Raw genomic sequence first — 24,162 nt, forward strand, 5'->3', positions numbered from 1 at the left:
ACAAACAGCATCAGGCGCGAAACGTGGGGTGAGACTGCGCGACAAGTCGAAGCCCAAAAGCTACACGGACACGTCAGCGTAAATGGTGCGGGTAGATGGAATGAAAGTGAATCATCTTACCGTGGGAGGCCTCACGGACGGGCAGAAGCAGAGAAAGAAGCCCGGTTGAAACAAGATTTATCGTGAGGAGTCAGCAGAAGCCATAGTACAGAGGTGAAAAGACACCGAAGGAAGGGCTGAACCAAAGGAGGTGTGGGTCAATGAAAGTTACTGAAGGTGGCGAATTAAACCACAGACAACTTCGAAACGGAGGCGAGCTGCAAAGGACATCTGCGGAACAGAGAGAGTATGCAGAGGCGTGGGTGCCACTGAAGATGACGGAAACCGACAACACCAACACCAACGAGCAGAACGAAGAACTACTGGAGCAAATCCTGAGCTTCGAAAATCTAAACCAAGCCTACCGGCAGGTGAAGAAGAACAAAGGAGCCGGTGGAATCGACGGCATGCAGGTGAAGGAACTTCTACCCTACCTGAGAGACCACAAGGAGGAACTCCTAGAGAGTCTACGAGAAGGAACGTATCGTCCAAGCCCCGTAAGAAGGGTGGAAATACCCAAAGAAAACGGAACGACCAGAAAACTAGGAATCCCCACTGTAGTCGACCGGCTTATCCAACAGGCTATAGCCCAAGTTCTGAGCCCTATCTTCGAAAAACAATTCTCAGAGAGTAGTTTCGGCTTCCGGCCCAACCGGAGTGCTCATGATGCGCTGAAGAAGTGTCAAAGCCATATCACAGCAGGGTACAAATACGTAGTGGATATGGACTTGGAGAAATACTTCGACACCGTCAACCAAAGCAAGCTCATCCAAATCCTATCGGAGAGTATCAAAGATGGGCGGGTCATATCGCTCATCCACAAATTCCTCAGAGCGGGAATTATGGTCGATGGAATGTTCGAAGAAAGTCCAGAGGGAGTGCCCCAAGGGGGCCCCTTAAGCCCACTGCTGGGAAACATCATGTTGAATGAGTGCGACCATGAACTGGAAAAACGAGGCCACCGCTTCGTAAGGTATGCAGATGACCTCATGATCTTCTGCAGAAGCAGAAAAGCGACCCAACGAACGATGGAGCATATCGTGCCTTACATCGAGAAGAAATTATTTCTAAAGGTCAACCGAGAGAAAAGCAAGGTCTCGCATGTCAACTATGTGAAATACCTTGGATATAGCTTTTACATTTATCGAGGAGAAGGCCGACTGAGAATCCATCCCCAAAGCATCAGAAAACTCAAGGACAAAATCCGGGAAGTGACAGGACGAAGTAACGGGATGGGAAACGAAGAAAGGAAAACCAAACTGAACCAAGTGGTAAGAGGATGGACGAATTACTTTAAGCTGGCAGACGCAAAGAGTCAGCTGAAAGAGATAGACGAATGGATGAGAAGCCGGGTACGAATGGTAGCCTGGAAACAGTGGAAGCGAATTCGAAGCCGCTATGACTACTTGAAGAAAGCAGGCATAAGCAAAGAAAAAGCATGGATGTGGGCAAACACAAGAAAAGGATATTGGCGAACAGCTCATAGTCCAATACTGAGGACTGCCTTACCCAACAAACGATTCGAACAAGCTGGATGCCTCAGTTTCACGGGATGTTACTCTGCGAAGTAAGGTGTAAACTTTGGAAGCGCCGTATACCGAACGGTACGTACGGTGCTGTGGGAGGTCGGCTGACCAAATAATGGTTAGCCTCCTACCCGATTGCGTGCTTTTCGCGAAGTTTTGTTTCCGCTCGCTTAAAGTCGCTTCCCTTTTGTAAAGCAAAATCCTTGGGCTGCTTTCCGGGTCTGGGTAGCGGGGCCTTATGGAGTGGGTGGGGTAAATTGCCCTACTCAAGCCTCTTTTTCCGTCTTTACCGACGCTGCTTAAGTGGCAGGGTCGGCGATTTGGAAAAAGATACAAAGAAAGGCTTTGAAGAGAAGAATAGCTCCGAAGGAGACCCCATAAACGGCGTACAAGAGGCTGCGCTTATAAAAAGTTCAGGCCTCAGGCCCAAGGAAAAACTGAAAGAGACCCGCAAGACGTAGCTTTACGTACAAAAGAGAACGGATTTAGCGGAGGGGCGGTCGGGTGAACAAAGCTTTCTTAACGTAGCGGAGCCATGGTTAACATCAGGTATTGCCCAGAGGTTTGGTGACGAAAGTGTCCTTTGGACAGTTTCGCTCAAGGCGGCACTCTCCAAAGGATACTTATCCGCCGCAGATGCTGTTAAGAAAGCGAGTGAGCCAGCCCTGGAGCTATGGAGTACGCGTTGTGCGTAAAGCTACGCGACCCGGACGATAAGGCTACACGACCTGAACGACGTTTTTCGCTCTGTCGTTGCTGCGGCCGGCATGAGCGGCTGTTGTAATCTACCTATTAAAAATAATAGATAAGGAGACGATCACTATGATGCGCGAGCAAGAATTTATGGACAAACTCAGCGAAACCCGGCGGTTTATTATTGAAAAAGTAAATATAGAGCCCCAAATGGGTGTTATCCTTGGCTCGGGACTGGGTGGCTTTGTGGACTTGATTGAAGATAAGGTGGTTATTCCTTATCAGGAGATTCCCAATTTCCCTGTTTCCACCGTTGAGGGACATAAAGGTCAATTGGTGTTCGGGAAAGTTCTGGGTAAGACCGTGGTGGCTATGCAAGGACGCTTTCATTTTTATGAAGGGTATTCCATGCAAAGTGTCACGTTTCCTGTTCGGGTCATGCAGGTTTTGGGAGTATCCGGGCTGATTGTGACCAATGCTGCCGGTGGAATTAACCCTGCTTACCGTCCGGGGGATCTGATTTTGATCAAGGATCATATTAATATGATGGGAGATAATCCCTTGCGCGGAGCCAATCTCAGCAACTTAGGCCCACGTTTTCCTGATTTAAGTGAAGGGTATGATCTGGAGTGGCGGCAAAAGGCCCTCACCATAGCCCGGGAAGTGGGGATCCATCCTCAGGAAGGGGTCTATGCAGCGATGAGCGGTCCCAGCTATGAAAGCCCGGCGGAGATACGCTTCCTGCGCACGATAGGAGCCGATCTGGTGGGTATGAGTACCGTCCCTGAAGTCATCATAGCTAATCATGGCGGGATGCGGGTTCTTGGCATCTCCTGCGTTACCAATATGGCGGCCGGAATTCTTTCCCAGCGTCTCAGTCATGCCGAGGTTATGGAGACGGCCGAGCGCATTGAGAAGCAGTTTGTGCGGTTTGTGCAGGCTTTGGTTAAAGGGCTGGCCTAAGGTCTCGGGATGATATTGATATGGGGAGCTTTGGGCAGCTTTGGGCTGCTCTTTAGGAACATACGGGGGTGGGTGCAATGCGGGTCATTGATATCATCAACAAAAAGAAAAAAGGCGAAGCATTAACAAAAGAGGAAATAGAGTTTTTCGTACAAGGTTATGTAAAGGGGGAGATTCCCGACTATCAAATAGCTGCTCTTTACATGGCCATTTACTTCCAAGGGATGAATGATGAGGAAATCGCCGACTTAACCATGGCCTATGTGAACTCAGGAGAGACCATCGATTTATCCGGCATCCCAGGAGTAAAGGTCGATAAGCATTCAACAGGGGGAGTGGGGGATAAGATTAGCCTGATCGTTATTCCCTTGGTTGCCTCATTGGGAATCCCTGTGGCGAAAATGAGCGGCAGAGGATTAGGTCATACCGGCGGGACCATTGATAAGCTTGAAGCGATTCAAGGATTCAGGACCGCTTTAAGTACCGGGGAATTTATCGCCAATGTGAATAACCACGGCATGGCGGTAGTAGGGCAAACAGCTAATTTAACCCCTGCCGACAAGCTGACCTATGCCTTAAGAGATGTGACAGGAACCGTGGATAGTATTCCTCTCATAGCAGGTTCTATCATGAGCAAGAAGATTGCCTCCGGGGCAGACGCCATCGTCCTCGATGTTAAAGTAGGCTCAGGGGCTTTCATGAAATCTCTCCCAGAAGCCAAAAAGCTGGCTGAGTGTATGGTGCGAATAGGTAAGTCATTAAAGAGAAGGACTATCGCCATCATCACCGATATGAATCAGCCTCTTGGCCATGAAGTGGGGAACGCTAATGAAATAAAAGAGGTTATCGATGTTTTAAAGGGCAGGGGAGCGGCAGACGAAACCAGAATTGCTTTGACGATAGCCTCCTATATGGCCATTGCCAGTGGGAACTATCATGATTTCCAGTCAACTTATGCAGAACTTCAGCAAGTTATTGCCTCAGGTAAGGCCATAGAAAAATTAAAAGAACTGATCTCAATTCAAGGAGGAAATCCTCAAATAGTCCATGAGCCCGCCCAATTACCCCAAGCGAAGCATCATATCGAAGTCCTCGCCAACCATGCAGGGTATATAAGCTCTATTGACGCCGAACAGATTGGGCTGGTGGCTATGCTGTTGGGGGCAGGAAGAAAGAAGAAGGACGATCCCATCGACTATGCGGCCGGGGTAACGCTTTTGAAGAAGGTAGGGGATTATGTTGACCTTGATGAACCTCTCTGTATTCTGCACACCAACCTTGAATATGTAGAAGCAGATGTTTTAAAGGCCTATGGATTTCAGGAGAGCAAGCCCGATCCGATAGAATATATTCATGAAGTGGTAAAGTAATCTGAGAGTCATAGGATAAGCTGTTTTCACGTAATCTTTAATACCTGAAGTTAGGGGTGACTATAGATGCGTGAAAAGAAAGTGTTTTCTCTGGCTGGGGAAACTACAACAGCTCATCGTTATGCTGTGGTAGGGAATGCCGATCGCTTTCTGAAGCATAAGCATGCCTATAAAGTCTGGAGGACCTTAAAGCAATTTGGCTGTGTGGTTTATCCTGTGGCTGAGGATTTACAGCGTTTGGAAGGTTTTAAAGTCTATGCAGGGCTGGCGGCTTTGCAGGATAAGGTGGATGTGGTGGTCCCCTGCTTAAAATCGGAATCGATTCCGAATATTATCAGTCAGGCTCAGGAATGTGGGGCTCAATTCGTTTGGTTTCAAGAACACAACTGGACAGAAGAATTTCAGGAGCAAGCAGATGCAGCGGGGATTCAGGTAATTCAAGGGTGCCTCCTGAAGCATAAAATTTATCCCAAGCCTTTTGCTTACCTTCATCCCTGCTATTGGCATGGACTGAAATCACCAAAGGCTCCCAAGAGGCGTTAGCGCGAACTGAGAGAGCAACTGAAAAAAAGAAGATAGCCATGACTTGGTAACAGCACCAGGTTGTGGCTATTTTCTTTATAATTTTATAATTATGTTAAATCAGCAATGTTCAAACTCCATTAACGAGAGTTGATATGTTTAAGTTGCCTTTCGATATAATTTATTTTTCTGGGGATAATAGAATAAATATGTTTCGTAAGGGGGTTAAAACGAATGCGTAAAACATTATCGTGGGTTTTTGCTTTGGCGTTATTCATTGGCAATCTGGCCGTTCCCCATCAGGCCTATGGTGCCGTACTGGAGACCGAGGCAGCGAGTGCGATTCTGATGGATGCTAAGTCCGGTCAAATACTTTTTGAAAAAGAAATCCATAAAGAACTGCCGCCGGCCAGCGTGACCAAGTTGATGACTTTGTTAGTGGCCGCGGAGGCGGTTGAATCGGGACGGGTCAGCCTCACCGATAAAGTAACCGCCAGTGAAGGGGCCAGCAGTTTAGGCGGTTCGCAAATCTATCTGGAGCCGGGGGAGACCTTTTCTCTGGAAGAGATGTTGATTTCGATCGCGGTGGGCTCGGCCAATGATGCCTGTTATGCCGTAGGAGAACATATCAGCGGCACTCACGAGGCCTTTGTGGAAGAGATGAATAAGAAGGCCAAGGAGATTGGCGCTAATCATACCCATTTTGTCAATGCCTATGGTTTACCGGCACAAGGACACTATACCAGTGCCTATGATCTGGCCCTGATGGGTCGTGAAGCTTTAAAGTATCCTCTGGTCCGCAAATTGACAAATATGAAAGAGTATGATTTGCGCGGGGGTAAATTCAAGCTCTGGAATACCAATAAGCTGCTGTGGTGGTATGAGGGAGCCGATGGCTTTAAAACCGGTTGGACCAGTGAAGCGAATTATTGCCTTGCCTCCACCGTCGAGCGGGATGGGCTGCGCCTGATTGCAGTGGTCATGGGAGTTCCTCAGGTCAGGGGACATTTTACGGAATCCATGAAGCTGTACAATTATGGCTTCGCCAACTATGCCTATAAAGAATATGCCCCCGTTGGTCAGAAACAAGGAGTGATTAAGGTCCGCAAGGGAATGGAGGAAGATCTGGTAGCTGTTACGGAAAAAGCCCTGGGAGTCACCGTGCCGAAAGGCAGCGACAAAAACATCTGGGCCGAGACGAAGCTCAACCCAGATGTGGAAGCGCCTGTGAAAGCGGGTCAAAAGGTGGGGGAAATCCTTCTCTATCGCGATAATGAATTAATGGCCTCCGTGAATCTGGTGGCCGAAAAGGATATCGAGAAAGCAGGAATTGGCAAGCAAATTCTTCGTACTTTCGAAGGAGTATTTGGATTTTAATCATGCTCGGGTTCATGGAGATACTGGCGAATACGGTGCAGAGCAGCCCGCTCGATCCTTGAGATTTGGACTTGGGAAAGGTTAAGGAGGGCTGCGATCTCACTTTGGGTCTTATCTTCATAAAAACGCATCATCAAAACTCGTTTTTCCCGTTCAGGGAGTTTGTCCAGAACCTCTTTCAGGGCAATCTTTTCAAACCAACCGGCCTCCAAATCCTTCTCCATAGGAAGTTGATCCAAAATATAGATGGGATCGGAGTCATCTTGATAGAGGGTATCATGAATGGAAGTAGGACTTTGGACCGCTTCTAAGGCAGATACAATGTCTTCTCGATCGACTCCGATATTTTCTGCGATTTCGCCGATGGTAGGGTCCCGGCCCAAGGTTGCCGACAGGCTTTCCCGGGCCTTATTGACTTTATAAACCAGCTCTTTGTAGGAGCGGGGGACCTTAACGGGATGATCGTCCCGCAGGAAACGGCGGATCTCCCCGATAATCATGGGGACTGCATAGGTGGAGAACTTGACGCCATAAGTAAAGTCAAATTTGTCGATAGCCTTGATCAGGCCGATGGTGCCGATTTGAAAGAGATCCTCCAGCTCATACCCGCGGTGGGAAAAGCGTTGGACAAGATTGAAGATCAGTTTAAGATTGCAGTTGATCAGCCGCTCTCTGGCTTCAGCATCACCGTTTTGGGCGCGATGGAGCAGATCCATCATCTCTTCATCGGATAGAAGAGGGAAGCGGGGAAGGTTCATTTCCGTTAGTCTTTGAATCATCATTCTATCCCCCCTAATGCGTGGAGGGCTGGATATTGTCAAGTTGTTTAATCATTGTGACAGTGGTCCCTTGATTGACTGCTGACTCCACCTGGAGATCATCCATGAAGGATTGCATGAAGACAAATCCCAGCCCCATGCGCTCAGGATCCGTGCTGAAGGCCGGCTGCATGGCCTGCTCCACGTCGGGTATTCCACACCCTTCATCCTTGACAATGATTTTTAAGGCTTCGGGATTTTGTTCAATGATTAATTGAACCAGCTTGTCCGGATGATTGGCATAACCATGAATAATTGCGTTGGAAACCGCTTCGCTGACGACGACCTTAAGTTCCTCAATATCGTTGAGTGAAAGGTCCAGTTGGGCCCCGACGGAGGCAATCAGCATCCGGGCGATCCCCACATTCTCGCCCAGACTAGAGAACTTAAGATCTAAAAGGTTTCTTTTCATACAGTTTTTCCCTTCCTTCCATCTTCCTGGTTCAGAATATCTTCGAATTGAATGATACGTGGGAGACCGGATAATTCCATGATCTTATAGATATGGGGAGGTACCCGGGTGATGATCACTTTCCCCCCCATGGGGAGAAGCTTCTTGTAACGCCCAAGAATAACCCCCAGCCCCGAACTGTCGATAAAACTGATGTCTTCCAGATTAAGTATGACTGTTCGCACTCCACGACGTTCAATCTCACTATCTATGGTCTGGCGTAGACTTTCAGAGGTATTCATGTCAAGTTCTCCCTTTAAGGTCAAGAGCAAGGTCTGACGCTCCAGTTTTTTGTCAATAAGCAATGGTGTTCCCCCCTACCTAAGTCTTCTCAAAGTTCAATTCGACGACATCCATAATTTTCCTGCTTAAGTGTAAAAAATATTTATATTAAGGAAAATATGGCAGAGAATTTGGAGTGCCGCATAAAAAGGGAATTCCAGATTCATACTATGTGTTAGCACTATTGACAAGGATTAACAGGCATAAACGAAAGGAGTGATTTCCTTGGCTGACCAAAAACTGCGACCACCAACTCTTAATGTGACTCCTGAGGAGTACAAAGAGCTCACACAATCTATGACTCCAAAGCCTACGTTCATGAAAAATATCATCAGGGCTTTCCTGGTAGGTGGAATCATTTGCGCTTTCGGACAAATTGTCATTAATTTTTTAGTTCAGATGGGGCTGCCCAAAGATGACGCCTCAACGGCGGCAACAGCCTTCCTGATTCTCTTGGGGGCACTCCTCACCGGGTTGGGTATCTATGATGAAATCGGAAGATTTGCCGGGGCCGGCTCCATCGTCCCGGTCACAGGATTTGCCAACTCTATAGTATCCCCGGCCTTGGAGTTTAAACGGGAAGGTTATGTGATGGGTGTCGGCGCCAAATTATTTACCGTAGCGGGGCCGGTATTGGTTTACGGGATTGCGGCTTCCATTGCTATAGGGCTCATCACCTATTTCCTGCGCTGATCAACCGTCCTTAGTATGTAAAGTAAATGAAACGGGGGATGAAAAAGAAATGAACCTAAAACGCATAGGCAATCAAACGGTGGTTTTCTCGAATCCGTCCGTAATTCTCTCCTCTTATTCCGTAGTTGGCCCTATGGAGGGTCAGGGCCCTTTGGGCAAGACCTTCAACAAGGTATGGCAAGATAATATCAATGGCAATACATCCTGGGAAGTCGCGGAAACCAAAATGTTGGAGGAAGCCATGGAAGGGGCTGTCAAGCAATCCCAAATCAAGAAGGATGAGATCGATTACCTGTTGGCCGGGGATTTGCTGAATCAGATCATTTCTGCGAATTTTGCTGCCCGCACCATGGGCATCCCTTTCATCGGGCTCTATGGGGCCTGTTCCACCATGGCCTTGAGCATGTCGGTGGGAACCATGCTCATTGACGGGGGCTTTGCCCGCAAGGTGCTGGTGGGAGTATCCAGTCATCATGATACAGCCGAACGCCAGTATCGCCTGCCTACAGAGCAGGGGGGGCAACGGGCTATGAGTGCCCAATGGACGGTGACCGGGGCAGGCAGTCTCGTTCTTGGTCAGAGCGGGGAGGGGCCGCGGATTACTGCTGCCACCATCGGCAGGATTGTGGATTTTGGGGAAACAGATGCCAATAATATGGGAGCCGCCATGGCTCCGGCTGTAGCCGATACGGTTATCAATCATTTTCAGGATATGAACCGGACACCAGAGGACTATGATCTGATTATTTCCGGTGATTTAGGCAGTGTAGGATTAAATCTTACTCAAGAAGTACTGAAAAAGTCGGGGCTCCATTTCCAGAATTTCTCGGACTGTGGCGTATTGATTTATGACAAAAGTCAGGACGCTCATGCCGGTGCCAGTGGCTGCGGCTGCTCGGCAGTGGTCTTTGCCGGACATATTATGGAAAAGATCAAATCCGGTCAGTATAAAAGAGTCCTTCTCGTGGGGAGCGGGGCCTTACATAGTCCTACTTCCAGCCTGCAGGGAGAGTCCATTCCAGGAATAGGGCATGCTGTAGTCATCGAGGCTTGATAAAGGAGGAAGAGCAATGTTTGAGCAGATTATTCCAGCGTTTGTGGTAGGCGGCCTGATTTGCGTAGTTGGTCAGCTGCTGATGGATTTAACGAAACCCACCTTCACTCCGGCTCATGTGTTGGTAACCTTCGTCACCGGCGGAGCCGTTTTGGGCGCTCTCGGCGTCTATGAACCCTTAGTGAAATTTGCCGGAGCCGGAGCGTCGGTCCCACTGTCAGGATTCGGCTATTCCCTGGCTAAAGGAGCCATAGAGGCTGTAGGAGAAAAAGGCCTGATCGGAGCTTTTTCAGGCGGGGTCGAGGCGACAGCCGTGGGGATTGCAGCGGCGGTCTTTTTTGGCTATTTGGTTTCTGTAACCTTTAATCCCAAGGGCTAAGCTGGTGATGAAACTTGAACCCGATTAAAGGATGAACGGGAAGTGGGTCTGGAGGCGGTAATTTGGATAATTCAAGTGAAAGCAATGTTAAAGTCAGTAAACATTACCAAAAGAATCTGGACTATCTTAATCGGGAACTGGGGGTTCCCGATAATTTTGATATTGTCCTGCGGGAAATGACCATTGGCGGCAAGAAAATAGCCATTTACTCTGTGAATGGTATGGTGGATACCCAGGTTGTCAGCATTATCCTCGAAGCCCTTGTGGAGCTTGAGCGGGCGGACCTCGTGGTGAATACCCTGCAGACCCTGGTGAAAGGCCGTATTGTGGGCCTCCAGGTATCTGAAGTGGATACCATGGATAAAATCCTCTACTTCATTTTGTCCGGTCCCATGGCTCTGTTCGTCGAAGGTCAGGAAAAAGCGATCATCATTGATGCCCGCAGTTTTCCGGCCCGCTCTCCCAGTGAGCCGGATATTGAACGGGTTACCCGGGGGGCCAGGGATGGCTTTACGGAGACCTTAGCTTTTAATACGGCTCTCATCCGCCGTCGTTTGCGGGATCCGAAACTCAGGCTGAAATTAATGCAAGTAGGGAGACGGTCCAAAACCGATGTCTGTGTGGCCTATATTGAAGATATAACCAACGATGATTTGGTCAAGGAGATATCTGAAGAAATTCAGAAGATCAAGATCGATGGCATTCCTATGGCGGAAAAAAGTGTGGAGGAGTTCATTCTCGGCAGCAAGATTTGGAATCCCTATCCCCGGGTGCGCTATACGGAACGGCCGGATGTGGCAGCTGTTCATTTGCTGGAAGGCCATGTGGTGGTCTTGGTGGATACTTCTCCTTCGGTGATGATTGCTCCGGCTACCTTTTGGTCCCATACCCAGCACGCGGAAGAGTACCGTCAGGAACCCATCGTCGGCGCCTATTTGCGCTGGGTTCGCTTTATGGGGATTTTTGCAGCTCTTTTCCTTTTGCCTCTATGGCTGGCCTGTGCCTTAAATCCTCACCTCCTTCCCGAATGGCTGCAATTTTTAGGCATTCAGGAAGTAGGGAAGATCGGGTTGATTCCTCAGGTGTTTCTTGCGGAATTTGGGGTGGATTTAGTCCGCATGGCTGCTATTCACACACCGGGGCCCCTGACTGTAGCCCTGGGTTTGATTGCTACCTTTATGATCGGTGATGTGGCCATCAAGGTTGGGCTTTTTGCTCAGGAAATTATTGTTTACATTGCCATTGTCACAGTAGGTACCTTTGCCACGCCCAGTTATGAGCTGGCCCAGGCCAACCGTCTGGCTCGTTTGTTCCTTTTGGTCATGGTAGCCCTCAATAATTTCATCGGTTTGGCCATCGGGGTACTGATCCTGTTCTTCCTGCTGTGGAGGACGAAATCTTTCGGTGTTCCTTATTTATGGCCATTATTGCCTTTGGATGTAAAAGCCTTGGGCACCGTTCTGGTGCGGTCTCCTCTTCCTATCAAGAATAAGCGGCCCAGTATTCTTAAGCCGAAAGATACCATCCGCCAGCCCCAAGGGCATGATGAAAAATAACTAAGGAGGATACTATGCGATTAGGGTTTCCACGGGCTTTGATGTACTACGAATATTATCCTTTTTGGGCAGGGTTTTTTTATAAATTAGGAATCGAGCTGGTTACTTCTCCTCTAACCAATCGGGAGATTATGGAAAGCGGCCTCAAAAAGGCCCCTGATGAAACTTGTTTGCCGGTAAAGATTCTGGTCGGGCATCTCACCGTTTTAAGTGATGTGGATGGAATTTTTCTTCCCCGTTTGGTGAGCATGGAGAAAAATACCTATCTCTGTCCCAAAATTCTCGGGCTTCCGGAGAGTGTTCTCTATGCCCTTCCTGCGGGCGTACAGCTGTATACCGTAGATATTAACTGGCGGGAAGGGAAGAGAGAAGTTTTAAAACAGCTTATGGCCTTTGGAGGGACGCTTAGGGCTACTAAAGGCCGGATCAGGGAAGCCTTTGCTGAAGCTCAGCGTTGGCAGAAAGCCTACCAAAGAATGCGTCATAGCGGCTGGTCCTTTACCGAAAGTATGCAATGCTTTGAGGCTTTAGCAGAACCTATGAAGTTAAAGGATTTGGGATTTAAGCAAGTGGGGCGCCGCCAAAAGCCTGAGGATTTTGAAGACGGGTGGCTGCTGGACCAGGCCGTCCGATCCGGGTGCCGGGAGAAGGGTCCCAAGATTGCCCTGGTGGGGCATAGCTATCTGACCTATGAATCCTATGCCAATATGAACTTGTTGCAGCGGCTGCGTGAAAAGGCCCAGGTCGTGGTAGTGGAGAACGTAGGCCCATCCCCTGTTGAAGAGCAGCATAGCAAACTTCAGAAAAAAATCTTTTGGAGCCATGCCAAAAAGATCTTCGGGGCGGGTGCTGTCTATGTGGAGGATCCGGAAATCGAGGGTTTAATTTATTTGTCCTGTTTCGGCTGCGGAACGGATTCCATGACTAACGATTTACTGGCCCGCCGTGCCCGCCAGAACCAAAAACCCTATTTAGTGCTTACTTTAGATGAACACAGTGGCGAGGCAGGGGTGGTCACCCGGATCGAAGCCTTTCTCGACATGCTGGAAAGGAGGAGGGATTATGAAAGTCACCTTTCCTCATATGGGGAACGCTTGGATCGTGATTCAAGCCTTACTTGAGAACTTGGCTGTGGACTATGTGGTGCCACCGCCCAACAGCAAAGAGACCCTAAACATAGGGACCCAGTTGGCCCCGGAGTCCTTCTGTCTCCCCCTTAAACTGAACCTGGGGAATTTTGTCCAGGCTGCGGCCCAAGGAGCGGATACGGCTCTGATCACAGGGGGAATCGGTCCTTGCCGTTTTGGCTATTACGGCGAAATGGAAAGGGAGATTTTACAGGAAGCAGGATATCCCTTTGATGTCATCACCCTGGAGCCTCCTGATGGCAGCCTGTTGGGGCTTGCCGAGCGGATTCGCAAGCTGGCCGGTGCCAAGAACACCTGGAACCGCATTCTTAAAGCCATGCTTTTCGCTTACCGAAAAAGTGTGGTCCTGGATCAGATCGAAGATAGGTTCCATGGTTTTCGCCCCCTGGTTAGAGATGCCAAGCTGGCCGATCATCTTTATGAAGAAGCTAAAGGGCGTTTAGCTCAGGCTATGACGGATCAAGGGATGAAGGACGTTCTGCAATGGCTTAAGGAAGAGATGGAGCAAAAACTGGGGAACAGCGCCGGTTACGAGGGAGAAGAACTGCTGAAAATCGCGGTAGTCGGCGAAATATATACCCTATTGGAGCCCTTTATTTCCATGGATGTGGAGAAGGAATTGGGCAACCTGGGAGCGGCAGTGGATCGTTCCATCTACCTGTCGGGGTGGGTAGGCCAGCATGTTTTCCGGGGTTTGGCTCAAGGCTACCGTCCCCTGAAATCCTATTATTCTTTAGCCAAACCTTACTTAGGTCATTTTGTCGGGGGCCATGCCCAGGAAACTATCGGCGCCGCCATCAAGTTCGCCCAGGAGGGCTATGATGGAGTCGTTCAGCTCCTGCCCCTGGGCTGTATGCCGGAGATTGTAGCCTCCAGCATTCTGCCCAAGGTTCAAGAGGATTACGGCATACCCATTATGACCTTGACCGTGGACGAACATACAGGAAAAGCCGGAGTGCAAACCCGGATTGAAGCTTTTGTGGATTTGTTGGAGCGGTCCCGTCTGAAGAGAAGAGTGAACAACGAGGGAGTGTTGGATCTTGCCGGTAAGTAAATATTTTCTGGGAGTCGATGTAGGTTCGGTCAGTACCAATATCGTGCTCCTCTATGAAGATGGAACCATAGCCCAGACCATGTATTTGCGGACCCAGGGCCGCCCTATGCAGACGATTCAGGAAGGGATGCGGGAGCTGCGCGCCTGTATCGGCTCTGCGGCGGAGATCAAGGGAGTGGGAACCACGGGCAGCGCCCGTCAGTTAGCGGCTACCCTGTTAGGGGCCGATGTGGTGAAAAATGAAATCACGGCTCATGCCGTAGCCGCTTCCCGAATGAATGCCAAAGTCCAAACCATTTTAGAAATCGGCGGACAGGATTCTAAAATCATCATCCTGCGCAATGGGGTTGTGGTGGACTTCGCTATGAATACGGTCTGTGCGGCAGGAACCGGATCATTTTTGGATCAGCAGGCCTCACGTTTAGGGATTCCCATCGAAGAATTTGGGGTATTGGCCTTAAAAGCCCAACATCCTGTACGCATCGCTGGTCGGTGTTCCGTTTTTGCGGAGTCGGATATGATTCATAAACAGCAATTAGGTCATCCTCTCCCGGATATTATCGCCGGGCTATGCCAGGCCATGGTGCGCAACTATCTCAATAATGTAGGGAAAAACAAAGAGATCCTGGGGCCGGTATTTTTCCAGGGGGGTGTGGCAGCCAATCCGGGTATTCGCCAGGCCTTTGAAGAAGAACTGGGCCAAGAGGTCATTGTTCCTGAGCATTTTTCAGTCATGGGAGCCTTGGGCGCTGCTTTTCTGGCTCAAGAACGCTTCCTGAACAAAAAGAGTCCGACCACGAACTTCCGGGGTTTGAAGATGGCTGAAAGTCATTTTAAGGCCCGGAGCTTTGATTGCAAAGGCTGCAGCAATCACTGCGAAGTGGTGGAGATCAGGCAAGAGGATAAGGTGCTGACCCGTTGGGGAGATCGGTGCGGGAAATGGTCTGTTGCGGATGTGGAGCCTATAGAAATAGCTGAGGTAAGAGACCAACAGAACTTAGCGTCTGGGTCTCACAAATAGGAGATCCAGAGCAACCAGAATTAAGATGGCGATCAGAATGGTCTCCAGGCCCCGGTCAGGAATGATAATCCTTGGCTCACCCCAGCCATAGGTTAGGGTGTTGGGGTAAACGAGGGCAGGGGGCTGTACAGGAGGTTGGGCCGGAGTGATCAGGGGATAGGGATAAGAAGGAAGAGAATGGTGCTCATAAGCTGGATGGGCATGGCCATAAGGATAGGTGTACTGAGGATAGGTGTATTGTGGATAGGGATTTGAATAAGTGGCATACACCCCTTGATGCCCATAAGGATAAGGGGAACTGGGATAGCAATTTCCTGAGTAGTCATAAGATCCCCGTGCACCGAACAGAGAGGAGTTCATAGGCTACCTCCATTCAAACCGATTTAAGTGGGGTCAGCCGAAGTAGAGAGAGTGGCTTGTGCTGGGATAAGAAAACCATGCCCAAGCCTTTTTCACGTCATAGATGTTTAAGCCTTATTTTGAATGAACATAATTTAGAGAGATGAAAATGACAAGGTATTGACATGGTATTATATTCCAATTTGTGTCTGATTGCTACACTGAAAAGGACCCGCGGGTTAGGTTCTCCAGGATTTTGCTTTACACCGTTCGCTCCATAAGCTGCGCGACCCGAGAGATTTTTCCATTTATTTAAGCGAAAAAATTTTCTCCAGGGTGTATAATGCCTTGCAAATTGTTTGATGCTATGGGAGGGAATTTTTATGGATATGGAGTGAGGAAAGATGGACAAAAAGAATCTTAAGAATCGGCTGATTCACTTCATTCATACTTATGGATTTAATGCTGTTCTGGGCTTTGGTCTGGGGATTGTCATTGTGTTTGCTGTGGTTTTGTTTTCGGGGAGACAGGATCTTTTTGGCCAGGAAGCACGCAGCAGGAACATGCTCCCAACAACTTCCCAGGAGGAGAATATAGCTCAGAATCAAGACTCCTCCGGTCCCGGTGCAGCAGGAGATTTAAAAAACACAGCGGACGAAGCATTGCCCGAGAATACTCTAAGCGATGAAATCTCCAGTGAACTTTCCCTGAAGGACCGGGTTACAGTGTTGCTTATTGGTATGGATAACCGTCCCGGTGAAGCACTCAGCAATACGGATACTCTGATGGTAGCCAGCTTGGATCAAAAGAGCAAAAAAATGGTGTTGCTTTCTGTTCCCCGGGATACTCAGGTTATTCTTAATCAAAAAAAAGAAAAGGTCAATGCCATAGCGCGTTTGCAAAAGGGACCAATCTCAACCCAACAGTATTTGCAGGAGCTGCTGGATACCCCCATTGACGGTTATGTCTTAACCAATTTCCAAGGATTTAAAAATATTGTGGACGGCTTGGGCGGCATTACCATTGATGTGGAAAAAGATATGTACTACGATACGGGAGAGGCCCAGGACCGTTTTATCAATCTTAAAAAAGGTGTTCAACGTCTCAATGGCACCCAGGCCTTGCAATATGCCCGTTTTCGCAATGATGAACTGGCGGATATTACCCGGACTTCCCGGCAGCAGGAAGTGATGAAAGCTATTGTAGCTGAAGCCACGACCCCCCGGAATATTCCCAAGCTTCCCATCATCATCCCTAAGGTCTATCAGGCCATAGATACCAATCTCAATCTGGGGCAGATCTGGGCCTTAGCCATGGCCTTTAAAAATAAAGACACCTATGAAGTGATCAATCAAACTCTTCCGGGTCAATTTTCGGATGAAGAGGGAATCAGCTATTGGAAGGTGAACCCGAAGGAGACCAAGGTCATACTGAACCAGCTTTTCCAGGGTAAAACCTCCCCAATTTTCGAAACCATCCAAAAGGTTCATGTGCCTGCCCAACCTCCGACAAGCAAAGAAACCAAGCCTGAGAGCGAAACGGACGATGTGAAGGAGAAGGCTCAGGATGAGGATCAAGGGTCGATAACCGTTGAAGTTCTGACCACCGAAGTCAAAGAATCAGAAACACAACCCCAAGCAAAAACACAACCCCAAGCAAAAACACAACCCCAAACAACAAAGGAAAAACCTCAAGCTCCCTCTAAAGGGAAGGGTTCACAGCCCCAGGATGGGGAGATAACCTTCGAAGTCCTTGATTAAGTGTCCTGACTAAGCCTTTGCATAAGAAGTACCTTGTCATTTCCTGTAAACAAAGGTATAATATTTGAGGCATTCCTAGATAGATATAGGATACAAAATGGAGGTTATTGGATGGATAAGTTGTTCGAGAAGTTGAAAGAGTATTTACATATGGATGATGAGATTCCCTTTGATGAGTTCTCTCAATACTATAAGAGCCTGATTGAATGTTTAAATACCACCTTTGAGGAAATGGATCAAGATACCCGCATCAAAGCCCGTTATGCCTGTTCAATCGTTCAGGCTAATGCAGAATCCCGGGAAAAGCGAGAAAAGAAGAATGCCAAAGCCTATAAGAAGATCAATGCCAAAACCGCTTTTTGGATGAATGCCATTAACTACCGGCTGCTTAAAGAGGGTCTGACTCAAGCTGAGATCGATCAAGGGATGGAAGCTATCAATGACAGTATTTAATACACAGGAAATCTGCAAAGCACTTCGTTCGCGAGGTGCTTTGCTTATGGGTGTTCCTTTTCTTGCTGGAGCTGCCAGGTAAATGATATAATTATGGTTAATCTTTTGTAGTGAGAACGAATGATAAGGAAGTAAACTATGATTGTCATATTAACCCATCGCCAAATGGATTTTGATGCTTTGGCATCCATGGTCGCTGCCCAAAAGATTTTTCCGGATAGCCTGATGGTCGTGGACGGGAAATCCAACCCTTATGTTCAGGATTTTATTGCCTTGGCCAGGGACAGGCTGCCTTTTTCCCGTCCCAAGGATGTGGATTGGGCCAAAGTGGAAAAGATCGTGTTGGTGGATACCCATAATTTGCAGCGGGCAGCGGGGATTAAGGAAGGGGTATTTGAGCAGATACCTCTTGTTATTTATGATCATCATCCTTATTATGGCTCCCTTACTGAGGAGATGCATATTGAAAGCATCGGTTCCTGCACTACGTTGCTCATTGAAGAGCTCAGAAAAATGGCCGTCCAGCTCAGTCCTTTTGAGGCGACCCTTCTTGCTCTGGGCATCTATGATGATACAGGCAGTCTGCTTTTTGAAAGCACTACAGTGCGGGATGTTAAAGCCGTAGCCTATCTCCTTGAACAAGGAGCGAATTTGGGAGTTGTGGCGGAATATCTCCGCAAGCCTTTAATTGAGGAGCAAAAAGAACTCTTGCAGCAGCTCCTGGATAATGGGAAGACTGAGGATTTCCGCGGTCAGCCTGTCTATATTTCCTGGGCAGAAAGCGATGACTATGTGGGCGGTCTTGCTCTTTTAGCTCACCGAGTGGGAGAGATGGAAGGGGCGGAGACTTTATTTCTGGTGGTTCAGATGGAGAACCGGGTCTATCTGGTGGGACGCTCCCGGGGACGGGGGATTGAAGTCAATCGCATTACCCAGGCTTTTGGCGGAGCGGGGCATACCCGTGCCGCTTCAGCTACTGTGAAACATGCTTCTGTGGCTGAGATTCTCAAGCAGCTCAAGGGGGAATTGGCACAGCAGGCTCACCGCATTAACCGGGTCAGAGATATTATGAGCTATCCGGTTAAAACCGTATCTCCGGAGATGAAGCTCACTGAGGTAGAGCAGATTCTGCTTAAATATGGTCATACAGGGGTGCCGGTAGCTCAGGGAGAAAAACTGGTGGGCATCATTTCCCGCCGGGATGTGGATAAAGCCATCAAGCATGGGCTGGCTCATGCCCCGGTCAAAGGATTTATGACCAAGGACGTGGTGGTTGTGGAGGCCGATTCCAGCTGGGAAGATGTGCAAAGGACCATGGTTCAGCATGATATCGGCAGGGTTCCCGTTCTGGAAGAAGGAAAACTGGCAGGGATCGTTTCCCGTTCCGATATTCTGCGCATTATTCATGGCAGCGCCGTTCCTACGGAAATGTCCCTGACCCGCCATCGCAGTCTGGCGATGCGGGAAGATATCCTGCGCTTGTTTGAGGAGTTGCCGGAGCAGATTCGCTCTTTGTTGGCAGCAGCTCAACAGGTAGCCGATGAATTAGGGTATTCCGTATTTGTAGTTGGAGGATTTGTACGGGATATCCTGCTTAAGGTGCCGACCCAGGACTTGGATTTTGTCATTGAAGGAGACGGACATGCCTTTGCCCGGGCTCTTGCCCACCGGCTTCAGGACGTTCAAGTGGTATTCCATGATCAATTTGGCACCGCCCGTTTGGATTTCGCCGACGGCTCCCACCTGGATGTAGCCAGCTCACGCCGTGAAGATTATTCTTCCCCCGGCGCACTGCCTCAGGTGGAGGAATCTCGTTTGCGGGATGATATGTTCCGGCGCGACTTTACCATTAATGCCATGGCCATAGCTGTTAATTCTGTCCGCTATGGAGAGCTGGTGGATTATTATGGGGGCTTAAGAGATCTGAAACAAGGAGAAATCCGTTTTCTTCATAATCTCAGCTTTATCGAGGATCCTACCCGCATTCTCAGGGCTCTGCGTTTTGCCGGCCGTTACGGTTTCCGTCTGGCCAAGGAAACCCGGGAGGGACTTTATACAGCTTTGGATGCAGGTGTCTTACAGAAACTAAGCAGCGAACGGTTCACGGAAGAATTCATGCATATGCTTTCTGAATTGAAGTTTGGCGTTATGGGAGAATCCCTGCTCAATATGGGTGTGTTCCGCAAGTGGTTTGGTGCCGAACTGCCCTGGGATTTTACTCATCCGGGGCTGAATCAAGCCATTTCCCCGGAAAGAAAATGGCTGATCTGCCTGCGCAGGATGGACAGATCCCAGTTCGCAAGAATTGAGGAAAAACTTCGGTTAGCCAGGGAACTCAAAGGGATAGCCTATAAATTCTTTGACATTATGGATGGGCTTCTATCCTTAGGCGGGGGAGAAAAAGGTTCTGAAGCTTCTCCATATGCCCGGGAAAAGATTTCTTTAAAGAGTTTGGATCAGTACCTTGAAGGTCTACCGGCCCTCCTCATGGAAGTTCTGCTGTGGGATGAACGCTTCCGGGATTCTCTGGAAGCCTACACAGAAGCAGTCAAGGCCATTCATCAGACTGTAGATGGCACGGCTTTGCGACAATGGGGAGTTAAAGAAGGGCCGGAGATTGGCCGCATTCTTAAAGCGGTCCGTCTGGCTTGGCTGGAAGGCAAGCTGCAGACAGAGGAAGAAGAGAAGGAATTTGTGCTCGGGTTGCTGAAGGATGGCTTGTCAAACCGACCGAAGGGGGAAACTACGTGTTTAACTTAACCACCATCATCGCCAACATACCTGCCCTACTTGTGGGGTTTGCTTTTCATGAATATGCCCACGCCTGGGTGGCTGATCGTTTAGGAGATCCGACTCCCCGCAGCCAGGGACGTTTAACTCTGAATCCCTTCGTCCACCTGGATATCTTTGGTACCCTGATGGCTGTACTTTATTCCTTTGGCTGGGCGAAGCCGGTCATGACCCAACCCCACTATTTCAAGGGGAATAAAGAGCGGGGGAGAGTACTGGTGTCCGTCGCCGGTCCTCTGGCCAATCTGTTGGTTGCTTTTATCGCCATGATGCTTTGGGTCTTAACCCTGGCCTTCCTGGAGGATTCATCCTGGACCGGCACAATATCCACAATATTCATGTCCCTGGTGATCATGAATTTGGGTCTTGGGGTGTTTAATATTCTGCCGATTCCGCCTTTAGATGGTTTTTCTATCTTAAGGGGGGTTGTTCCCGGGCGGTACAGCAAGGTTCTTGATACCCTGGAGACTTACGGCATGTTCATTCTGGTTATAATACTATTTACCAACTTTTTGGGAGTAATACTGCAGCCTGCAGTATCCGGACTTTACGCTTTTTATCGTGATACCGCTTTGTTTTTGCTGTCGCCTTTTATCGGCTAAAGGCAATGGAAGACCTACAACTGAAAGGGGTTTTATAAGTGAAAGGTAGAATTTTCAGCGGCATGCGCCCCACGGGGAGCTTGCATATCGGGCATCTCAGTGTCATCCAAAATTGGGCCGCGCTGCAATCGGAATATCAAAGCTATTATGGAATTGTGGATCAGCATGCTCTGACGACAGGTTATGAGGATGGTTTGGATTTTGGCGTACTGATCCGGGAGATTGCCCTGGATTGGTTGAGTGTGGGCATTGATCCGGAGCAGTCGGCGGTTTTTGTTCAATCTCATATTAAGGAACATGCGGAATTGCATCTGCTTTTATCGATGATTACCCCTCTATCCTGGTTGGAGCGGGTACCGACCTATAAGGATCAAATGCAGCAGTTGGGCAAAGAAGGGGGCAAGGATATCGCAACCTATGGCTTCCTGGGCTATCCCCTCCTGATGGCTGCCGATATCTTAGTTTATAAGGCGGACACCGTACCTGTGGGAGAAGACCAAATTCCTCATGTGGAGCTGTGCCGCGAGATTGCCAGACGATTCAATCACCTCTATGGTCAGGTTCTTCCGGAACCGAAAGCCCTGATCGGCAAAGTTCCCCTGCTGCCCGGCGTCGATGGACGTAAAATGAGTAAAAGCTATAATAATACCATCTCCTTAACGGCTTCCACGGCAGAAATCAAAGAAAAGGTCCAGCAGATGGTGACGGACCCGGCCCGTTTGCGCAAGGATGACCCGGGTCATCCTGAGGTTTGTATAGTCTATAAATTTCATGAGGTGTATACACCTGAAGTCGCCGAAGTTGAGGAGAACTGTCGCGGAGGCAAGATCGGCTGTGTGGCTTGTAAGCGTCATCTGGCCGAGAACCTTGATAAGCTGCTCAGTCCTTTCCGTGAGCGCCGTGCCGCTTGGGAAGAGCCTGGTAAGGTTGAGCGGGTTTTGGAGCAGGGGGCTGAACAAGCCCGCCAAGTTACTCAAGAAACCATGAAAGAAGTTCGTCACGTGATGGGGCTGAGATGAGCAACGGGTCATCGGTAAGCCATAGTGCCAATACCGCCCCTTACGTGGAGCTGCCCGCATTTCAAGGTCCCATGGATCTGCTTCTGCACCTGATCCAGCAGGAAAAAGTGGATATTTACGATATTCCCATTGCCAGGATTACCGATCAATTTATCCAGGTCGTACGTCAGATGGAAGATCTGGATATGGAAGTGACCACGGAATTTCTGGTTTTAGCTGCCCAGCTTCTCCAGATCAAGTCCCGCTACTTGCTGCCCAAACCGGTTAAAGATGTGACCGTCGAAGAAGAAGGGGATCCGCGCCAAGAGCTGGTGGAACGGCTTTTAGCCTACCGGGCTTTTAAACAGGCTGCGGAAACTTTGGGAGAGATTCAAATCTCTTCCGGGCAGCGGTACTTTCGCGAAGTTGATGTGGATGGGCTGCGCAGTCAATTCACTCCGGCGGATCCTTTGGCAGGGATTCATTTTGAAGCCTTATGGCATGCTTTTCAGCGGATTATTGAGAGGGCGGAGCAGGGGGAAGAGATCAGGACGGTGGAGCCGGATGAAATCCCCATTGAAGTTATGGTCAATGATGTACTGCGCCGGGTCATCCTGCATCCTCGCGGCCTGCGCTTCAGTCAGTTGATTCGGGGCACTAAACGTATGGAGATTATTGTTTCTTTTTTGGCTTTACTGGAACTGTTGAAGTCAGGAAAAGTGCATTGTGAACAAAGTTCGCAGAACGAGGAGATTTTTGTATTTCCTACAGAAAAAGCTTGGGAGTTTACTGAAGGGGAGTAAAATATGCTGTTTCGGGAAAGAGAAATTGCGGGAGTCGAAGCGCTGTTATTTGTTGCCGATAAACCTCTGACCAAGGAGCGTTTAGCAGAGATCCTTCAGTTAAGCAGTGAGGATATTGCTGAAATACTGTATGACCTTAAACAGCGCTACGCTGCACCTGCCAGCGGGGTTACCCTGATTGAAGTCAATGAAGGCTATAAGCTGGGAACCAAACCGGAGATGTCCGCTTATATAGAAACCCTTTACCATCAACCCGCCCAGGGACTGTCGGGAGCGGCTTTAGAGGTGTTGGCCATCATTGCCTATAAGCAACCCGTCACCCGGGGAGAAGTGGATTTTATCCGTGGGGTGCAATCCGATCGCTCCTTAGGGACGTTGGTGGAGAAAGGTCTTGTCAAAGATGTAGGACGCAAGGAAGGGCCGGGCCGGCCTATTCTTTACGGCACTACGGAACAGTTTCTGATTCATTTTGGGCTTAAATCCCTGGAGGAGCTGCCGGATCTGAATTTTGAGAGCATGCAGGAAGCGGCCCTGGCTGAAGAACTGTCCATGGGGGCCGGGGAGTTTGGGCAAGATAATGAGGATTGTGAGTAAACAAGGGAGTGTCGCAAAACTACGTTTTTATGTAGTGGCGATACTCCTTTTTCTAAATTCGTAAGCGATTACGAATTTAGGGTGCATAAATACCCCCTCTTAGGGCATCCTAAACTGTTAAGATGGCGTTCGGGGGGATAATGGTGCAGATTCTCGCTCTTCTGGTTGCGATGTTCATTTGGTTAATGATGATCCTGTGGATCAAAGCATCCTTGGATTTTCGTTATTCCCGCATTGAGGAAAATGACGATCTGGAAATTCATCTTTCCGCTCTGGGCGGTTTCTGGAAGTTTCGGCTCAGTATTCCGACGATTAAGCTGGAATGGGAAGAAGGCCCTAAAATTGCAGCGGAACAGGAAGCACAGGCCCCTACGGGTGAAACCAGGAAGGCTGTCCAGCAATTGAAAATGCGTTACTTCAAGAAGAGTTTTTTCTATGAGCTCTTTCCCAATATTCCTTCCTTGCTGATCGCCTTTACCCGTCTTAAAAAGAAGTTTTATCGGGGAATCCATTGCACAGAGTACGATTGGAAGATCGAATATGGCCATGAAAATCCTGCGGTGACGGCTTTGGTATCAGGGAGTTTCTGGGCAATGCTTGGCTATTCTATGGGAAGAATGTATAACCAGGTGACCATGGATGTTCAGGAACCGCGGATTATGGTGGTGCCTCAGTTTAAGAAGCCGGGTTTTCGCTGCGATATTCAAAGCAGCTTTAATTTGCGAATTGGCCATATCCTGTTGGTGGGAGCTGAACTGGCCAGGCTGATCTGGCGCAGAATCAGAAAATAGGGTGCGTCGCAGCGCTTAGAAAAACT

At 48.9% G+C, this 24,162-nt stretch carries 25 protein-coding genes; 21 read left to right on the forward strand and 4 right to left on the reverse strand.

Annotated elements, in window-relative coordinates:
• Positions 1 to 260 precede the first annotated feature (260 nt).
• The 6 genes from ltrA to DESLBE_RS25700 all read left to right on the forward strand — a co-directional run bounded on the left by ltrA (position 261) and on the right by DESLBE_RS25700 (position 6,550).
• Positions 261 to 1,670 (forward strand): group II intron reverse transcriptase/maturase, encoded by a 1,410-nt coding sequence (gene ltrA / locus DESLBE_RS25675; protein WP_144678532.1) that lies wholly within the window; start codon positions 261 to 263, stop codon positions 1,668 to 1,670.
• A gap of 275 nt (positions 1,671 to 1,945) precedes the next feature.
• Entirely contained in the window at positions 1,946 to 2,086 is a 141-nt protein-coding gene (locus tag DESLBE_RS25680) for a hypothetical protein (RefSeq protein WP_005811029.1), read from the forward strand.
• A gap of 361 nt (positions 2,087 to 2,447) precedes the next feature.
• Positions 2,448 to 3,281, forward strand: coding sequence for a purine-nucleoside phosphorylase (locus DESLBE_RS25685; protein WP_018306772.1), 834 nt, complete (start codon positions 2,448 to 2,450; stop codon positions 3,279 to 3,281).
• Positions 3,282 to 3,358: 77 nt separating this feature from the next.
• The gene (locus DESLBE_RS25690) at positions 3,359 to 4,651 is read left to right on the forward strand and encodes a pyrimidine-nucleoside phosphorylase (RefSeq protein ID WP_026198914.1); all 1,293 of its coding nucleotides are present in this window, start codon (positions 3,359 to 3,361) and stop codon (positions 4,649 to 4,651) included.
• A gap of 66 nt (positions 4,652 to 4,717) precedes the next feature.
• Positions 4,718 to 5,194 carry a CoA-binding protein gene (locus DESLBE_RS25695; protein ID WP_018306775.1) on the forward strand — a complete coding sequence of 159 codons (477 nt, stop codon included), beginning with the start codon at positions 4,718 to 4,720 and terminating at the stop codon, positions 5,192 to 5,194.
• A gap of 213 nt (positions 5,195 to 5,407) precedes the next feature.
• Entirely contained in the window at positions 5,408 to 6,550 is a 1,143-nt protein-coding gene (locus tag DESLBE_RS25700; protein WP_005811039.1) for a serine hydrolase, read from the forward strand.
• Here the strand turns inward: DESLBE_RS25700 and sigF are convergent.
• From sigF to spoIIAA, 3 genes are read right to left on the reverse strand one after another with little or no spacing between them, the layout of a single operon-like run.
• Positions 6,547 to 7,329, reverse strand: coding sequence for an RNA polymerase sporulation sigma factor SigF (gene sigF / locus DESLBE_RS25705; RefSeq protein WP_018306776.1), 783 nt, complete (start codon positions 7,327 to 7,329; stop codon positions 6,547 to 6,549). The two genes, DESLBE_RS25700 and sigF, sit on opposite strands and share 4 nt — an antisense overlap.
• A 13-nt stretch (positions 7,330 to 7,342) precedes the next feature.
• Positions 7,343 to 7,780 carry an anti-sigma F factor gene (spoIIAB, locus tag DESLBE_RS25710; RefSeq protein WP_005811042.1) on the reverse strand — a complete coding sequence of 146 codons (438 nt, stop codon included), beginning with the start codon at positions 7,778 to 7,780 and terminating at the stop codon, positions 7,343 to 7,345.
• Positions 7,777 to 8,124 carry an anti-sigma F factor antagonist gene (gene spoIIAA / locus DESLBE_RS25715; protein ID WP_005811044.1) on the reverse strand — a complete coding sequence of 116 codons (348 nt, stop codon included), beginning with the start codon at positions 8,122 to 8,124 and terminating at the stop codon, positions 7,777 to 7,779. Before spoIIAA ends, spoIIAB begins: the two co-directional genes overlap by 4 nt.
• Positions 8,125 to 8,326: 202 nt before the next feature.
• Between spoIIAA and spoVAC the strand changes: the two genes are divergently transcribed.
• From spoVAC to DESLBE_RS25750, 7 genes are all read left to right on the forward strand, one after another.
• Complete coding sequence (gene spoVAC, locus DESLBE_RS25720) at positions 8,327 to 8,794, forward strand: stage V sporulation protein AC (protein WP_015944604.1); 468 nt, start codon at positions 8,327 to 8,329, stop codon at positions 8,792 to 8,794.
• 49 nt (positions 8,795 to 8,843) lie between these two features.
• Complete coding sequence (gene spoVAD, locus DESLBE_RS25725) at positions 8,844 to 9,848, forward strand: stage V sporulation protein AD (RefSeq protein ID WP_011460231.1); 1,005 nt, start codon at positions 8,844 to 8,846, stop codon at positions 9,846 to 9,848.
• A gap of 16 nt (positions 9,849 to 9,864) precedes the next feature.
• Positions 9,865 to 10,227 carry a stage V sporulation protein AE gene (gene spoVAE / locus DESLBE_RS25730; protein WP_005811048.1) on the forward strand — a complete coding sequence of 121 codons (363 nt, stop codon included), beginning with the start codon at positions 9,865 to 9,867 and terminating at the stop codon, positions 10,225 to 10,227.
• Between the two features lie 62 nt (positions 10,228 to 10,289).
• Positions 10,290 to 11,783, forward strand: a complete 1,494-nt coding sequence (locus DESLBE_RS25735) for a spore germination protein (protein ID WP_144678533.1) — start codon at positions 10,290 to 10,292, stop codon at positions 11,781 to 11,783.
• A 14-nt stretch (positions 11,784 to 11,797) separates the two neighbouring features.
• Complete coding sequence (locus DESLBE_RS25740; RefSeq protein ID WP_144678534.1) at positions 11,798 to 12,904, forward strand: acyl-CoA dehydratase activase-related protein; 1,107 nt, start codon at positions 11,798 to 11,800, stop codon at positions 12,902 to 12,904.
• Positions 12,846 to 13,985 (forward strand): 2-hydroxyacyl-CoA dehydratase, encoded by a 1,140-nt coding sequence (locus DESLBE_RS25745; protein ID WP_144678535.1) that lies wholly within the window; start codon positions 12,846 to 12,848, stop codon positions 13,983 to 13,985. Before DESLBE_RS25740 ends, DESLBE_RS25745 begins: the two co-directional genes overlap by 59 nt.
• Positions 13,972 to 15,006 carry an acyl-CoA dehydratase activase gene (locus DESLBE_RS25750; protein ID WP_005811054.1) on the forward strand — a complete coding sequence of 345 codons (1,035 nt, stop codon included), beginning with the start codon at positions 13,972 to 13,974 and terminating at the stop codon, positions 15,004 to 15,006. Before DESLBE_RS25745 ends, DESLBE_RS25750 begins: the two co-directional genes overlap by 14 nt.
• Here the strand turns inward: DESLBE_RS25750 and DESLBE_RS25755 are convergent.
• Entirely contained in the window at positions 14,983 to 15,366 is a 384-nt protein-coding gene (locus tag DESLBE_RS25755) for a hypothetical protein (protein ID WP_144678536.1), read from the reverse strand. The two genes, DESLBE_RS25750 and DESLBE_RS25755, sit on opposite strands and share 24 nt — an antisense overlap.
• A gap of 383 nt (positions 15,367 to 15,749) precedes the next feature.
• Between DESLBE_RS25755 and DESLBE_RS25765 the strand changes: the two genes are divergently transcribed.
• From DESLBE_RS25765 to DESLBE_RS25800, 8 genes are all read left to right on the forward strand, one after another.
• Positions 15,750 to 17,105, forward strand: a complete 1,356-nt coding sequence (locus tag DESLBE_RS25765; protein WP_144678538.1) for an LCP family protein — start codon at positions 15,750 to 15,752, stop codon at positions 17,103 to 17,105.
• A 111-nt stretch (positions 17,106 to 17,216) separates the two neighbouring features.
• The gene (locus DESLBE_RS25770) at positions 17,217 to 17,558 is read left to right on the forward strand and encodes a hypothetical protein (RefSeq protein WP_018211269.1); all 342 of its coding nucleotides are present in this window, start codon (positions 17,217 to 17,219) and stop codon (positions 17,556 to 17,558) included.
• A 138-nt stretch (positions 17,559 to 17,696) separates the two neighbouring features.
• Entirely contained in the window at positions 17,697 to 20,318 is a 2,622-nt protein-coding gene (locus tag DESLBE_RS25775; RefSeq protein WP_144678539.1) for a CBS domain-containing protein, read from the forward strand.
• Positions 20,306 to 20,950: a site-2 protease family protein gene (locus DESLBE_RS25780; protein WP_018211271.1), complete on the forward strand. Its 645-nt coding sequence runs from the start codon at positions 20,306 to 20,308 to the stop codon at positions 20,948 to 20,950. Before DESLBE_RS25775 ends, DESLBE_RS25780 begins: the two co-directional genes overlap by 13 nt.
• Before the next feature lie 38 nt (positions 20,951 to 20,988).
• On the forward strand, positions 20,989 to 21,969 hold the full coding sequence (gene trpS, locus DESLBE_RS25785) for a tryptophan--tRNA ligase (RefSeq protein ID WP_018211272.1): 981 nt from the start codon (positions 20,989 to 20,991) through the stop codon (positions 21,967 to 21,969).
• Positions 21,966 to 22,751 (forward strand): segregation/condensation protein A, encoded by a 786-nt coding sequence (locus DESLBE_RS25790; RefSeq protein ID WP_005811066.1) that lies wholly within the window; start codon positions 21,966 to 21,968, stop codon positions 22,749 to 22,751. The genes trpS and DESLBE_RS25790 overlap by 4 nt, the downstream gene beginning before the upstream one ends.
• Positions 22,752 to 22,754: 3 nt before the next feature.
• Positions 22,755 to 23,345: an SMC-Scp complex subunit ScpB gene (scpB, locus tag DESLBE_RS25795; RefSeq protein ID WP_005811067.1), complete on the forward strand. Its 591-nt coding sequence runs from the start codon at positions 22,755 to 22,757 to the stop codon at positions 23,343 to 23,345.
• Positions 23,346 to 23,467: 122 nt separating this feature from the next.
• Complete coding sequence (locus tag DESLBE_RS25800; protein WP_005811069.1) at positions 23,468 to 24,136, forward strand: DUF2953 domain-containing protein; 669 nt, start codon at positions 23,468 to 23,470, stop codon at positions 24,134 to 24,136.
• Positions 24,137 to 24,162: the final 26 nt, after the last annotated feature.

This window comes from Desulfitobacterium sp. LBE (genome assembly GCF_007830365.1).
Taxonomy (GTDB): Bacteria; Bacillota; Desulfitobacteriia; order Desulfitobacteriales; family Desulfitobacteriaceae; genus Desulfitobacterium; species Desulfitobacterium hafniense.

Coding starts and splice junctions, on each gene's coding strand:
- ltrA (WP_144678532.1), top strand. CDS start 261: ATGAAAGTTACTGAAGGTGGCGAATTAAACCACAGACAACTTCGAAAC.
- sigF (WP_018306776.1), bottom strand. CDS start 7,329: ATGATTCAAAGACTAACGGAAATGAACCTTCCCCGCTTCCCTCTTCTA.
- spoVAE (WP_005811048.1), top strand. CDS start 9,865: ATGTTTGAGCAGATTATTCCAGCGTTTGTGGTAGGCGGCCTGATTTGC.
- DESLBE_RS25800 (WP_005811069.1), top strand. CDS start 23,468: ATGGCGTTCGGGGGGATAATGGTGCAGATTCTCGCTCTTCTGGTTGCG.
- DESLBE_RS25770 (WP_018211269.1), top strand. CDS start 17,217: ATGGATAAGTTGTTCGAGAAGTTGAAAGAGTATTTACATATGGATGAT.
- DESLBE_RS25700 (WP_005811039.1), top strand. CDS start 5,408: ATGCGTAAAACATTATCGTGGGTTTTTGCTTTGGCGTTATTCATTGGC.
- DESLBE_RS25755 (WP_144678536.1), bottom strand. CDS start 15,366: ATGAACTCCTCTCTGTTCGGTGCACGGGGATCTTATGACTACTCAGGA.
- DESLBE_RS25775 (WP_144678539.1), top strand. CDS start 17,697: ATGATTGTCATATTAACCCATCGCCAAATGGATTTTGATGCTTTGGCA.
- DESLBE_RS25765 (WP_144678538.1), top strand. CDS start 15,750: ATGGACAAAAAGAATCTTAAGAATCGGCTGATTCACTTCATTCATACT.
- DESLBE_RS25685 (WP_018306772.1), top strand. CDS start 2,448: ATGATGCGCGAGCAAGAATTTATGGACAAACTCAGCGAAACCCGGCGG.
- DESLBE_RS25690 (WP_026198914.1), top strand. CDS start 3,359: ATGCGGGTCATTGATATCATCAACAAAAAGAAAAAAGGCGAAGCATTA.
- DESLBE_RS25790 (WP_005811066.1), top strand. CDS start 21,966: ATGAGCAACGGGTCATCGGTAAGCCATAGTGCCAATACCGCCCCTTAC.
- DESLBE_RS25745 (WP_144678535.1), top strand. CDS start 12,846: ATGAAAGTCACCTTTCCTCATATGGGGAACGCTTGGATCGTGATTCAA.
- DESLBE_RS25740 (WP_144678534.1), top strand. CDS start 11,798: ATGCGATTAGGGTTTCCACGGGCTTTGATGTACTACGAATATTATCCT.
- spoVAD (WP_011460231.1), top strand. CDS start 8,844: ATGAACCTAAAACGCATAGGCAATCAAACGGTGGTTTTCTCGAATCCG.
- scpB (WP_005811067.1), top strand. CDS start 22,755: ATGCTGTTTCGGGAAAGAGAAATTGCGGGAGTCGAAGCGCTGTTATTT.
- spoIIAB (WP_005811042.1), bottom strand. CDS start 7,780: ATGAAAAGAAACCTTTTAGATCTTAAGTTCTCTAGTCTGGGCGAGAAT.
- DESLBE_RS25695 (WP_018306775.1), top strand. CDS start 4,718: ATGCGTGAAAAGAAAGTGTTTTCTCTGGCTGGGGAAACTACAACAGCT.